Below are 14,608 nucleotides of genomic sequence, written 5' to 3'. Positions count from 1 at the left end.
CAAAAATAATGTCTGTTCATTTATCAATTCAAGTTTATGGGAGATGAATGTTGTCATTTTATTATATGCGAAACCCTGCACGGGTCCGAAGGGTATCCCATAAGGGAAGAACCTGCGAAATCCCGGCAGGGTATATGCAAGCATCACTTGTCATCGGCAAGTCCTGTAGTCCAGCCGTAATTTTGTTCAAGATTCGTGTTCTTGCTGATAGCAGAAGACGGAAGGGGGCGAAGGTAGTCTTTCTTGGGATCGAATGAACGGCGAGCAGTCGCATAATTCGTGTTCTCATAAGCATCGATGTACTGCTTTCCGTCTGAAGCCTTGAAAACATACACGGGGTTCTGTCCAGCATCTGCCGAACCACCTTTCGTAATGCCACCTTCGTAACGGGCATCATTGAAATCGGCATCTTCTAGACGCATACCCAGTACCCGCTCTTTCAGTTTCTCACCCCATGCCCAACGCATCAAATCCTGATAACGCAGATATTCGAAGCTAAGCTCGACGCGACGTTCACGGCGAATCTCAACCAACAAAGATGAAATACCATAATTCGCATATTTGGGGTCCATCTCCGGATTGGCATTTAAGTGGGGCATACCGGCACGGTCACGTAGCAGGTTGATGGTCTTGTCGAGTATAGCTTGGTCGCACTGTCCTAGTTCAGCCTTCGCCTCGGCATAGTTCAGCAGCACTTCGGCATAGCGGAATAGAGGATAGTCTTGCGTCTCGGCATTAAAGCCCTTTTTGTCTTGTTCACGAATGTAGTATTTGATGGCATGGTAACCGGTCAATGTAGGCCATCCTTCCATATTGCCGATACGTGGAAAAGTACGGTTGGCATTAGCGGCATCTATGAATAAAGCCTTTGCGGCATCGTTTCCCGGTGCCAGGAAGGTCTGTCCCAGACGCGGGTCTCGGTTGGCAAATTCCTGTTCAGGCGTATCGTTGCTGTAATCCAAGCTCAATGCCACCGGTCGCGCCACTCCGTCATGGTCAATGCAGAGAAAATCATCCACAAAGTCTTTTGTCCCGCCATTTCTCAGGTTGACCGTATAACCGCACATACGGTGCCTCTTCAAGCCCTCGGCATACTTACGGTAGAATATCACTTCACTGTTGGTAGATAAATCATCCGTAGTAAACAAGGCGGTATAATCGCTTTGAGGATTTCCGGTATTGTAAATACTGTATCCCATGCCCATCAGCTCCTCACACGCACTCACGCAAGCATTTAGGAACTCGGTTTCATCACCCAAATTGTGATACTTGCGGTAAGTACCTTCATACAAGCTGATACGGGCTTTTAAAGCTAATGCAGCCGCCTTTGTCAAGCGGTTCTCGCCCCAGTTTTCTTCCGGTAGGTAGGAACAGGCGGCATTAATGTCGGTCAGTACTTGCTGCATTACCTCTTTACGTGGAGTACGTGCTCCATAAAGTTCTTCGGAGTTGGTTTCCAGTGGTTTGATAATCAGAGGAACATCTCCGTAGGTCTGCACCATGTAGAGGTAGAACCAGGCACGGAAGAAAAGTGCCTCGCCGGCATAACGATTCCTCACAATCTCCGTAACCCCCGTCGCCCGCTCGTAATTGGCCAGAAACACATTGATACGGCGTAGTAAGGTCCAAGACCAACTGCCATAGTTGGGATTGCCACTCGGCTGGTTCTCAATACCTGCCGCAACTGCACTGGCCCAAGTCTGAGATGCATCCATGGTGGCAAAATTGTCCGACATGGCTTCCATACTGTAAGGTCCCACTACCTTCACTGAATAGGCGTCGCTATGGAATCCCACCATGAATTTATAGGTGCCGTTGCTTGCGGCTTCGTTGTAAATGCCGTTTGTATAAGCTTCCAAGTCGGAAGAGGTATTCCAATAGGCCTCGTCATTCAGGTCATTGGTCGGTGTACGATCCAAAAAAGAATCATTACAGGCTGATACCGACAAAACAATCGTACTCAACAGTGAATATTTTTGTATAAAGCTAAAATTTTTCATTTTCCACTATGGTTTAAAAGGTTAGATTGATACCAAACGAATAAGTTCTCATGAAAGGATAGAGCATTGTTCCGTTTCCACGGGCAGCTTCAGGGTCATACGGACCCTTGATTTTGGTGAATTCGAACAGGTTCTCGCCGCTGACATATATGGAAGCATTGGCCAGATACAGCTTGTTAATCCATTGCTTGGGCAGGTTCCACCCGAATGTTACATTTTTCATTCGCAGATAAGATGCGTCCTGTAAGTATCGGTCTGTCTTCACTCCTCTGTTGCGTGAATCGGTGGCACGTGCAATGGGGAAATAGGCATTGGGATTCTCCAGTGTCCACGAATCCTCTACATGCCATTTCTGTGCATTGTAATATTGGGTGGCTGCTGGCCAGAAAGACTCATCACTGGGCCAGAAGTCACGCTTACCCACTCCTTGCATGAAGAGATTCAGATAGAAATCCTTGTAAGTCAAATTGGCAGTAATACCATATTGGTAACGGGGAGTCGTATTGCCAATGATTACCATGTCACCATGGTTGTCCAAAGTTCCATTGCCGTCATCAATCTTCTCGTCACCGTTCTGGTTCTTGAACTTAATGTCACCGGCCTCCCATGTGACGTTTTTAATGTCGCTTTGATCATACCAAGAAGCTGCTTCCTCATCGCTTTGAAACAATCCTTCTGTTTCATATCCCCACATCTCGCCTATCTTATGCCCTACATAATAGGTACTGATATCGCCCGTTGGGTTGTTGTACTTGGTTATTTCAGCTTGGGAGTCAGAGAGCACAAACCCCAGTTCATAGCCGAAATCTTTTCCTATACGGTCTTTCCAATTGATAGAAAGTTCCCAGCCGCGAGTCTTCAGCTCTGCCGAATTGGCTGGAGGAGCGGTAGTTCCCAGCACGTCAGGATAAGTAGCTTTAATCAACATATCTGATGTGGTACGCACGTAGTAGTCGTAACTTATATTGAGGCGTTGCTTGAAGAAAGAAGCATCCAATCCGACATTGACCGTTGTCACCTTTTCCCAAGTCAGATCCGAACTTACCAAGTTACCGGGATTGATGGTTGTTGCATATTCATCGCCGAAAAGCCAGTATTGGGAAGTACCGTTACTCATGAAAGGAATATAAGGATAGTATTTGGTGTTTCCGCTCCAGTCACTCGATGAAATCATCTGGTTACCCAGAATACCATATGTAGCACGTAACTTCAAGTTATCCAGCCAAGAACGGGTATCTTTCATGAAAGATTCTTCACTGATGCGCCATGCACCCGAGAATGAAGGCAGAAACACGAAACGGTTATCGGACGGGAAACGCGAGGTACCGTCGTAACGTCCGTTCAGTTCGAATAAGTAACGGTCATTATAAATGTAGTTCAATCGGAAGAAAGCACCACGCAAGGCCCATTCATAACCATCTTGAGCCACGGTATGCGTACCCGAGCCCAAACTCAAAGAAGGCAGGTTCTCGTTCAGGATATCATTACGCTGTCCACTGAAAGTGGAATACTTAGTCAGTTCTTGGTTGAACCCAATCATCGCCTTCAGGTAATGCTTTTCGGCAAACGTATTTTCATAATCCGTATATACATTGAACGAGTAATAACTGGTATTGTAATTAGTCATCTTATAGTAGTTAGTACTTGTGCGGCCATAGGTTTCGTTGAAAGAGCTGTCGAAGAACTTGATGGGCTTAGAATGTTCTGAAGCTTTTTGGTAATTCAGATTGTAATTGAAATCCACATGCGCGTTCCATCCTTTTAGGAAGTTAAGGTCAGCACTAGCGGTCAGCCATATATCATGTTCGTCGTATTTATTTCTTCCTCCATCCTTTAGCAACGCATAAGCATTGTTTTCCATATACAAACCCTCGAATTTGTCTAACTCCGGATAACGAATATCTTTTTGCCAAGCAGAGATGAACTCCGTAGGAGTTGAATAGACTACACGCTTCCATACATCTTTACTGTCGTAAGTGAAAGGCTTGTCTTTAGTACTGTAATTATACAACGCCTTGAATCCCAGTTTCAACCATTTAGTCGTTTGGTTTTCTACATTGAGGCGTGTGTTCAGTTGCTTGTAATTGTCATCACCCACTTTATAAAGGCCGTCTTGGTTCAAATAACCGACGGAAGTATAGAAACGGGTCTTCTCATTTCCACCGGAAATGTTCAGATTATGGCGTTGTGTTGGTGTGACATTCTTCACCATCAGCTCCTTGAAATCGGAGTATCCATAATAATACAATGTACCGTCGATAACTTCATACTCGGGGTTATTTCGGGGATCAGCTTCGTAAGCCTTCATCTTCCCAATTGTCTCCGTCTTGAACTTGGTTGCCACACTACCGTTCACGCAAGCTTCATTCATCCATTCAGCATACTGCGACTGGCTAGTGACGAACTCCGGCATGATGGAAGGCTTGGCAAAAGAGAAATTTCCGCTATAACTCACAGTTACTTTCTCGGCTTTATTGGGTGATTTGGTCGTCACCAATATCACGCCGAATGCAGCACGTACACCATAGATGGCAGAGGCTGCAGCATCCTTCAACACCGTGACATTCGCAATGTCGTTGGGGTTTACCAAGTCGAGACTCATCTCTACGCCATCTACTAGTACCAACGGGCTACCGCCATTGATGGAAGTGGTACCGCGTATATTCAGTGATGCACTCTGTCCCGGCTCACCACTGGTATTTGTAATTTGCAAATTGGGGATTGTTCCTTGCAAGGCACTCGTGGTGCTTGTGATGGGACGCGACTCCAATACTTTAGAATCAATTTGACCGATAGCCCCTGTCAGGTTCACCTTCTTTTGAGAACCATAACCTACAACGACCACCTCGTCCAACGCTTTGGAGTCTTCACTCAAAAAGATATCAAAAGATGACTTGCCAGCAACCTTAACCTCGCGGGGTACGTAACCGATAAAAGATATCTGTAGTACAGCATTCTCCGGAACGTTGGTCAATACGAAATTACCATCCACATCGGTTATTACACCGTTGCTTGTTCCCTTCACTAAGATATTAGCCCCTGCAATGGGACCTAAATTGTCTTTCACCACTCCTCGCACAGTCTTACCATTTTGTGCCACTATCCGTACCGCATCGACACCGAGAAGAACATTACTATCCACAAGTCCCGCAAACATACTGGTGCTTGTCAATGTGCAAAAAGCACAACATAAAATCCATTCCTTAGAAAACAGTGATGCTTTTCTTTTCATAATAAAAAATAATTAATTAAGGTTATATTGTTTATACAGCAGGCATTAATTATACATGTGCTTATCTGATTTTAAACAGCTTTGTAAAAGTTTGATTTAAAATTATCACAAAATTAATATTATTAAATATTTATATATTTACTCTTTTTGCTTTTTCTTTTACTCTAATTCAAGTAAAAATATAATCAATTGATATATAATATTTTACATTATATTGTGCACTTGAAGTCGTTATCATTTTTTTAGCAAGTGAAGTCATTGTTCAAATGCAAATAAATACCTTGGATACATTTTTTTGTAATATAACCATAACTACTGTCTATTCTTCCAAAGCCTTCATGAAGGCTTCCGGTGTTTCGAACTTCTCTGCGTAAAGCAATTCAGATTTCATAATTCCAAAGAAATTCTCGGCGACAGCATTGTCCAAACAGTTTCCCTCACGCGACATGCTTTGAATTATATGATGTTCTTCCAAACGTTTACGATAGCCATAATGCTGATACTGCCAGCCTTGATCGGAATGGAGTATGAGGCCATCAAGACAATCATACTTGGCAAAAGCCTTGTCCAGCATGTCATAGATTTGCTCCAAATTGGGACTTGTAGAGATATTGTATGAGACAATCTCACCATTGAACATATCCACTATGGGGGATAGATACAGTTTGACCGCACCCACGTTTATCTGTGTCACATCGGTAGCCCATTTACGGTTAGGCGCTGTAGCAATAAAGTTCCGTTCAATGATATTGGGCGCTATCTTTCCGACTTCACCCTTATACGAGCGATATCTGACCTTGCGGATCTTACACTGTAATCCCATCTCATTCATAAGTCGCTGCACGGTCTTATGATTGATTTCATAACCCCTGTTACGCATCTCAGCGGTCACACGCCTATAGCCATAACGCCCCTTATGCTCATGGAAGATTAATCTGATAGATTTTCTTTCATTCTCATATTTGTCTTTACTATTCAGATGTTTAAGAGGTAATAAAACACTGAACGGGCCATCTTTCTTAACTTTAATAATAAGTCAAGTGGATATACAGACCTTAGTCCCTCGATGGCTTCTGTCCATTGAGCAGTGCTCGGGCTTCCTGTTTCTCGACTAAGGCCTTCACTTTTTTTTAGCAGGGCGTTCTCTGCTCTCAGACGGAGGTTCTCCGCCTGAAGCTTTTCAAGTTCTGTCTGTGGTTCTTTCTTCATCGGTCTTGCCATTGTGAGTTTTTTGGGTGGACGTCCCCGTCGCTTGTTCTCAAGCGATAAGCCCTCACGGACTTTCCTTATCCAACACTTGACTGTGGATCGATTCAAATTATAGCGGAGACATAAGTCGTGTAAAGTTATATCTTTTTCTGCATATTCTTTTACTATCTTTGCCTTTTCTTTTGCTGAATAATGATATGACCCAGTGCCTCTTAATCCTTCTTCTCCATATGTCTTATAACAGAGATACCATTGCTTAACCATATCTATGTCAAGTGAAAGAGTTCCGCAGACTGATTTCATTGGTTCGCCAGAAAGGAGCCGACTTACTACATGTAAACGTTCTTCAAAATTGTGATGTCTATACATAATGCACCCCAAAAGTTTTGTGTCTAACTTTTGGGGTACACTTCATTTTGAGTAATGATACGGCTATTTTTATGTTTATCAGTTAGAATCTGTAACTGTTCCGGGCGTTCATCTTAGTTTCGACACACTCCCCCGTCCGGTGAAGAGGAATTACTGGACATCCAACGCATCCAATGCCAACCCTTCCGTATTTTCCGCCGAAAGCACCACCTTATAATGCCCGGCGTTGATAAACGTCCCGGTAGTGGTACTTACCATTTTCCACTTATCCGGCGTGTCCGGGAAAGTCAGGACATCCTCTTTCAGGACAACCCCTTTGGCGTCAATGAACCTCATCAGCACAGGCATCGGCTTTCCCGTCACATTGATATATTTGAAACGGAGCGCGTACACTTGCGCCAGCCCCGTAGAGATGTTCCATTCAATGCGGTTTTCTTTTCCTTTGCCGAAGAACACCCCTACCTGTTTGCGATGTTCCTTCTTTTCGTACCTGCCTTTCAGGACAGCGTCTTCCGCTTCGTATGACACACTCTTACGGGCATTCTTGTCTTCAGGAAGCGACTCCGCTTTCGTTTTCTCCTCCAGCTCCTTGCCGGCGGTTTCCCAGCTCCAGCCGGAGGCAGGGAACACCGCCGGTTTCAATCCCATGTCCGCAGAAGCGACGGCGATGCCCGAAATCAGGGCTTGTCCCGCTTTTACTTCCGGGAAATGCACTCTCAGCACTCCCCCTTTCACAGTAGCATATACGACTTTCTTGCATACACCGTCGTGTCCGCTTTCAGCCCAGATATCCAAATCGTCCAGCACGACGGAATCATTCACGGCGACATCGAATATGCGCAATCCCTCACAATCGGTAAAAGCACTTCCTCCCGTGCCGTGCCACGGCTCTGTGAAATACAGCTCAATGCGGTAAGTCCCGTCCGCCACGGGGAAACGGTACTCCAGCCGATGCCGTCCGAAACGGAAACACTGGAACAGCTTCCAGTCGCGAGTGCCGCGAATCGGGTCGCCCGTCGTACGCTGGCTCGCAAGATACGGGTTCAGGCCTTTGAAATCCTCCGCCCATGAACGGGAATAGCAGGTGTCATCCTGTAGCCACACTTGACCGAAGCTGTCCGTATAATCATCCCCTCCGCAGTTGAGACGATACAGGTAGTTGTATCCCGGCTCCCCTTTCAACACCGGTTTCACGTCCCGGTAAAGAAGCTCGAAACCGGGAGCCTGCTCCAGCCCATCGAGCACAATCAAATCTTCCGCCATCGGTTTACCTTTGTAATATCCCACGGCACGGAGCACATTGTAGCGGATATCCCTGTTTTCCCATGTAAAATGAGTGCCCCTTCCATTGTTCTTCTTACGTCCGAGAAATGTGGTTTTCCCGTCTCCCATGTCATTATAGAGCAACACGGAATCGCAATTGCTGTAAGCTTCCACAGTGGCGCGGCGACGTCCTTTTTCAAAACGGCGGTTCCACGTATGAGACACCAGATAGACCATCGGGTCTTTGGCAGCCGGAACATAGTTGGCGCGATACATATAATATACGTCCAGCGGCTCTTCCCACGGAGTAACCAATCCTTTATAATTGAAAGGCCCCACCTTGTCTATCTTGCGGTACGCCTCGTCCGGCTGGCGGCGTCCGGGATTGTCATGGCTGCTGTATATCCACTGGAACTGCCCGCAAACACTGTCTTTCGCCTGTTCCGCCAAACGGATTTTGGTTTCCATCAACCGGCACATGCGGTCCTCGCTCCATACCCCGTTCACTTGGAACTCTCCCGGTTCCGTATGCAAATCAATGCTTCTCCACGCCCCGTATTCCCCGTTCAACAACTGGTTGGGGCTGGAAAGTTCGTCGCCGTACCGGGCGATGTCGCCTCCGTACGTACCGCTCCAGTTCTGAATCACGTTCCAGTCTGTCCCCTCCCCGCCGTTGCAGGTGGTAATGACACGCATGGTGCGTGCGGTCGGGTCCATCTCGCGGATGATTTCACTGCATTCCTGCGCGAACTCGCGGGGCAGGGTACTTTCATTCTGCAATCCCCACATCACTACCGACGGGGAATTGCGGCGTTCCTTCACCCACCGGCGAAGCAGTTCCTTGAAATTCCCGCGGAACTCCGGCGTATCGTACCACACATGAGCGGAGAACTGCGTCCAACACAAGACTCCCTCTTTATCCCAATACTTCTGGTAATCGAGATGGTGGGGCTGGTGGGCATCACGGAAAGCGTTGAAACCGGCGGCGCGTATCTGTTTCACCCTCGCCGCCACCTGCTCACCGCTAAAGGCGTGGCTCTGCCCGAACTGATGTTCGTATTCGCATACACCATTGATGAATACGGGTTTCCCGTTCAGGTAAAAACGCCGGTCGCCGTCTTGCCGCTTGACCGGCCAGCTAACGGTGCGGATGCCGAACGGGGTGGAGATTTCATCCGTCGTCTTTGCGTCACGCTTGACCATGCTCGCCAGTTTATACAAATAAGGATTTTCCGTATCCCACAAAACCGGATTCTTGACAGGCGACTGCTGGCGGACCGTCTTCATTTCCCCCGGTCCCAGGGTGATTTTCTCCACCAGGCGGAAAACCTGTTTGCCGTCGGCGTCGCTCAGTTTGTTGACAACCTCTACCGTCTCCGCCGTCTTGCCGTAGTTCCTGACTTCCGTCTCGACAAATACGTTCGCCGCCTTATCGTCATTCCAGATATGTACGCCGAAAGGCTCTATGCGGACCTCGTCCGTCACTTCCAGTACGACGGGACGGAAGATGCCCAACGGCTGGGAACCTTCGCTGAATCCCCATTCCGAAGAGCAACCGCCGCATACCCACGGCATATCGGCAATCATTTCCGGATGTTCCGCCTTCACTTCCAGGCGGTTCGTCCCCGGTTTCAGCGCGTCCGTGACATCCAGGGTCAGCGTGGTGCGCCCGACGGGATGCCGTCCGAAATCACGTCCGTTCACCCGGACGGAAGCATACGTGCCGACTCCTTCAAAACGGAGGAAATAACGTTTCCCGGATTGGATGTCCGCGGTAAAATCTTTCACATACATGGCGGTCCCGTGCAGGTTCCCGTGCGTCAGTTGGCGGTATCCGTAATAATCATCCCAGTTGTGGGGAATATCCACCATCCGGGCAGGCATTCCGGAACCGCCTTTCAGATGGGTAGCTTCTGTAATCCAGGTTTTCCAGCCTTTGTCCAGTACCGTGACGAGCCGGCGGCTCTTGGTTTCCAGAAGCGGAAAACGAACCGCCGAACGCCCCATCGGTTTGCTGGTGGCAACGGCGATGCCACGTTGTTCCGCATTGTTTACCGCACAATAGAAGTGATAGACCACTCCGTCATGTTTCACCACATAACTCTTGTGGGCGAAAAGTTCGTCATAATTCTTGGAAGGGACTATCAGGTCCGCCCCTTTCCAGTCCGTCCAGTTCACCAAATCATAACTGGCGGCAAACGTATTGAACGCCTTGTATTTGCGCGAAGGGTCGAATGCGGAGAAATAGAACATCACGTACACGTCTCCCATCTTCTGGATATGCGCGTCTCCCGTGATTGTACCGTCCGCCTCGTGTGCGAAGACCGGATTGCCGGGATACCGCCGCCAGGCCTTCATATCATCGGAAAGGGCGATGCCGACACGTTCCCCTTTCAAGCCCGTTTCCGGATGGCGGCCGCCGGCATTGTAGAACATCACGAACGGAGCTCCCAGCGTCTTGTCCTTGTCCCGGTAAACGGTACTCTTATATTGAGTCAGCTTTTCCCACCATTGGGCGTCTTTATCATGGATGCTCAGGATGGGCTTGTCCAAAGATTCCCATTCGTGGGCAACGCCGATATCCCCTTTCGTCGATGCCAGTCCGATATGGAGCGGTGCCTTCACAGCCTCGTAACCGGTTCCCTCGCCGCCGATATAAGTCATCCAGTGGCGGCCTTTGTAGGTCTGGAGCTCATAACTCCCGCCCCACTCCATATCCGGCAATGCGGGAAACCCTCCGCGCTGGTTGCAGTCCCATGTGCCGTCCCGGTAAGAAAGGACACGTCCCAATGTGCGCCACTCAAGCAGGTTGTCGCTTTCCGCTATCCAAGTCTCGTATCCGCGGCCGTCCGTTCCGCCTTTGCCGTTGTAGACGACATAAGTCATCAGCCATTTCTCTCCCCAGCGAAAGACGGTGGGACAGTCTATCTTGTGCCGGTTGTCCGCCGGAGCGATGGCGAGCCCGTACTTATAAGGAGTTTTCACTTCCTCATAAATCCGTTCCATCCGTTCCTGCGGAACTTCACGTTGGGCAGGAACGGACAGGGCGGCCGCCATACAGGAAATTGTCAGTAGTATTCTTTTCATTATCCGAATAATCCGATATTAATAAAAGAGCCAGTCCATCGTTTCTTCGTCTCCGGCAAGCCCGGCGTTGCGGGACTTCATGTCCGCCGCGGTGAATCCCAGTACCTGGAGATACCCCTTAGGCAGCATCAACGTATGCTTGCCCGCCGGGAAGCTGTAGGCGTGAACGTTTGCCAACGGCATTCCGCCGATGCGCACCGCATTTGTCAGCACGGGTTCCGCCTGGCCGTAATCGTTGGCGGACGCATCGATTTCCAGTTTCGGGGCTTTCGCGTATTTTTTCTGGTCGTCCTTGAAATAAGCCACCAGCAATTTGACCGGAACTTCCGTCTCAAAAGCGATGCTCGTACCTTTCTCCCTTTGTTCATTCCCGTTGAAACGGAAGGCTTTCAGCCCTTTCAGTTCAGGGGCTACCGCTTCCACCTTGCCCGGAAGGTCGACGAACAGGGAAACGCCGTCGTCCATTTTCACCGTCGGATAATCCGATGCCAGCTTGACGTCCGCCGGAGCCCAGGCGGCAATCTCGGCGGTTTCGGCTACGGCGCCTTCTTTCTGTTTTCCTTTCAACAGGGCGAGGTTAGCCTTGAAATTGGCCAGTTCGTTTTCGTAATGCACCAGCAATTCTTTCCAAGTCTTGTTCTTGCCGTCGTCCCCGCCGATGGGAATGCGGCGTTGGGCGGTCTGCATGCTGTTGGCATACCAATAATGCCCGTCCGTCAATTCCACCAGTTTGCGGTAATGTTCCAGGCTTTGTTCCATCAGGGGAACGGCCTCTTCCAGGTTCTTGATATCTTTTCCCCACTGATAGTCCAACACCCGTTTCGCCGCTTTCACTTTCAGGTTGAACGCATACGCGAATTCCCGGTAACAATGCATGTCATTCCGCAAGCGGCCGAACTCGTCCTTGTTGGAGGTAACGGCGGCGGAAACCTTGTCGATAGCCGCTACCGCCTTATCCCCGTGCGCTGTCACCTGGGCGATGATGTCCAGAGGCATCTCGCCCGTATGGGGTTGCTTCTTCCATTCTTTTTCCACATATTCAATCAGTTTCTCGCCTTCCGGCCCGCAGCTTTCATAGAATCCCGGATAAATGGTATATTTATAGGGATTGACAAGCTGGCTCATGAACATGCCCAGCAACAATGTCTGGCGGTTTCCTTCCGTGATACCGAAACGGCGGAGCAATTTCGGGGCAATCTCCCCGCTCTCCTCATAAGCGATGCGGATATTGGCGGCATCCTCGTCGGAAACACCGTAGTATTTCGCCAACTGCCGGTTCCAGTAATCTATCTCATCCGCACGGTCGCGATGGCAATTCCAGGCGTAACGTCCCCATGTCTGATACCAAATCCAGTCGCGGTCCAACTGATACTCGCGTTTGCCCTCCGGCAATTTGTCGGCGGTATAGGGCCAGTCCCAATAAGAAGCCTGCGGATAGAGATGGAGAGCGTTTGCCCCGTGTACGTTGTGCATTGCAGTCACCGCCTTCTGTACGAAGTCCGGAGACCCCCAACGGAACGGTTCCAGATTCGCCAGGATATGCACGTTGCTGATATGGATAGACCCCAGCGAGCTCAAATCCGTATGGATTTTCGCCCAAGGGCCGCGCGGTTCGTAAGTAGTCAGCGACTCGCCGTTATATTTGTGCATCGTATAGAGGTTCTTGTACAGCGGCAAGGCAGCGTCCATCACCAGCTTGCAATCCGTATCGTGCGCACGCAGCAGAAGGGGCGGCTCGTCCGTGCGTCCCAATGCCTTCAATCCGTCCTTCACGCCCGGAATAATCGTTTTTGTAAACCATTCCACATCATCCTCCACCGTGCACATCGCTTCACCCAGGCAGACGAGCAACCCTACATTCGGATATTTTTCGATGAAAGCGGCGATGCTCTTGCGGGTGTAGTCGGCAATCAGCGGAGTGATGGGACGGTTACGGTCTTGCGTCTTCAACCCGTAATGTTCCGCAAAAGGCTTGGAAAGGATGATATTATAAAACATCTGTATCACGAAGATACCGCGTTTGTCCGCTTCTTCCGTAAGGAAAGAAAACATCTCTTCGTTTTTCCTGAACGTCTCTTCGTCCACTTCCAGCGCAAAAGGGTAGTCTTCCAATTTCACCAGCGACGCAAACGGATGCCCGTTCCAGAGGTACAAGGAGTTCATGCGGTTGGCAACCAGCATGTCCAGGTACTTAATCCACTGTTCCTTGTCATAGAACCAAGGAAAGCTTTCCGGAGTATAAGGATATTCGTAAACGCCGTGTCCCGGCAGGTAAGTCATTTTCTGCAATCCCACGCACGCGCCGCGGAGCACCATCTCCGGCCCGTCTTTCAGGTCTGCCGGAAAATCCAGCCCGCCTTCCGAACCGTTTACGCGGTCTATCAGCTCACGGCATCCGTAAATGACGCCGCTGCCGTCTCTGCCGGTCACCCGTGTCAGGTTGCCGGCGGTCGTGATATGAAAGCCTTCTTTCTTCAAGGTCGTGTCGTTCGCTTCCGCCAGCAGGATTGTCTTTATCCCCGAATCGGAGAACGTCGTATCCCCCTGTTGCATCACGACCTGATAACCCGCCTTATCCAAAGTTGCCTGTAACTGTTCCGCACCGAACTGAACGCGGTTTGAAGCGTCCGGCGGAGTCATAATTTTCACGGTTTGCCTGCCGCACGCCGATAATAGAAGTGCGCATGCCGCAAACATGAACAATCTGGTATTTTTCATTCTTCTGATAAATATGATATAAATAAGTTGTGTAATTCCATTCTTTTACAGAAAGAAGACGGAATGAGGGCTTGTTTGTACTCATGCCCGCCTTTTTTTCAGCCGCCGGATACGGACAAGCGGCATTTCAAATAAAATGTCGTACCTTTGCCGATTATCCACCCTTATTTTCAATGATGATGCAAATTTACATAGAGACTCCCCGGCTGCTTCTTCGCGATTGGAAAGAAGAAGACGAACCCGTATTCGCCCATATCAACGCCGACCCCCGCGTGATGGAATTTTTTCTCCGCCCGTTGACCGCGGAAGAGTCGTCGGCCTTTTACCGCCGCATTCAAGACGAGTTCCGGGAATGCGGTTTCGGGCTGTATGCGGTAGAACGCAAAGAAGACCATGCCTTTATGGGTTATACGGGACTGCACCGGATTGCGTTTGACGCGGATTTCACGCCGGGCATAGAAATAGGCTGGAGGCTGTCACATGAATACTGGGGAAACGGTTATGCCCCCGAAGCTGCGGCAGCCTGCCTGGAGTATGCCCGCCGGCATTTGAATATGAAAGAGCTGTATTCGTTCACCTCTTTGCCGAACCGGCGTTCGGAACGGGTCATGCAGAAAATCGGAATGACTCGCCTGGAAGAATTCGACCATCCGCAGGTTTCTCCCGGACATCCGTTGCGCCGGCATGTACTCTACCGCATAAACCTCGATGCGGGCGGATGAAACGTCCC

7 protein-coding genes are annotated in these 14,608 nt (G+C 49.2%); 1 reads left to right on the top strand and 6 read right to left on the bottom strand.

Annotation, left to right across the window (positions count from 1 at the left end; translation table 11 throughout):
- Positions 1–143: 143 nt before the first annotated feature.
- The 6 genes from Q5076_RS03975 to Q5076_RS03950 all read right to left on the bottom strand — a co-directional run bounded on the left by Q5076_RS03975 (position 144) and on the right by Q5076_RS03950 (position 13,878).
- Complete coding sequence (locus Q5076_RS03975; RefSeq protein ID WP_303011007.1) at positions 144–2,000, bottom strand: RagB/SusD family nutrient uptake outer membrane protein; 1,857 nt, start codon at positions 1,998–2,000, stop codon at positions 144–146.
- A gap of 13 nt (positions 2,001–2,013) precedes the next feature.
- Positions 2,014–5,232 carry a TonB-dependent receptor gene (locus tag Q5076_RS03970; RefSeq protein ID WP_303011005.1) on the bottom strand — a complete coding sequence of 1,073 codons (3,219 nt, stop codon included), beginning with the start codon at positions 5,230–5,232 and terminating at the stop codon, positions 2,014–2,016.
- A gap of 319 nt (positions 5,233–5,551) precedes the next feature.
- Positions 5,552–6,211: an IS3 family transposase gene (locus tag Q5076_RS03965; RefSeq protein WP_303011091.1), complete on the bottom strand. Its 660-nt coding sequence runs from the start codon at positions 6,209–6,211 to the stop codon at positions 5,552–5,554.
- The gene (locus Q5076_RS03960; RefSeq protein WP_303011002.1) at positions 6,208–6,744 is read right to left on the bottom strand and encodes a helix-turn-helix domain-containing protein; all 537 of its coding nucleotides are present in this window, start codon (positions 6,742–6,744) and stop codon (positions 6,208–6,210) included. The genes Q5076_RS03965 and Q5076_RS03960 overlap by 4 nt, the downstream gene beginning before the upstream one ends.
- Positions 6,745–6,960: 216 nt before the next feature.
- Positions 6,961–11,160 (bottom strand): malectin domain-containing carbohydrate-binding protein, encoded by a 4,200-nt coding sequence (locus Q5076_RS03955; RefSeq protein WP_303011001.1) that lies wholly within the window; start codon positions 11,158–11,160, stop codon positions 6,961–6,963.
- Between the two features lie 18 nt (positions 11,161–11,178).
- Positions 11,179–13,878: a glycoside hydrolase family 20 zincin-like fold domain-containing protein gene (locus Q5076_RS03950; protein ID WP_303011000.1), complete on the bottom strand. Its 2,700-nt coding sequence runs from the start codon at positions 13,876–13,878 to the stop codon at positions 11,179–11,181.
- 179 nt (positions 13,879–14,057) lie between these two features.
- Between Q5076_RS03950 and Q5076_RS03945 the strand changes: the two genes are divergently transcribed.
- Positions 14,058–14,600 (top strand): GNAT family N-acetyltransferase, encoded by a 543-nt coding sequence (locus Q5076_RS03945; RefSeq protein ID WP_303011089.1) that lies wholly within the window; start codon positions 14,058–14,060, stop codon positions 14,598–14,600.
- Positions 14,601–14,608 lie beyond the last annotated feature (8 nt).

The sequence above is a fragment of the uncultured Bacteroides sp. genome, assembly GCF_958445495.1.
Taxonomy (GTDB): domain Bacteria; phylum Bacteroidota; class Bacteroidia; order Bacteroidales; family Bacteroidaceae; genus Bacteroides.
This window is presented reverse-complemented; position numbering and strand designations above follow the sequence as displayed.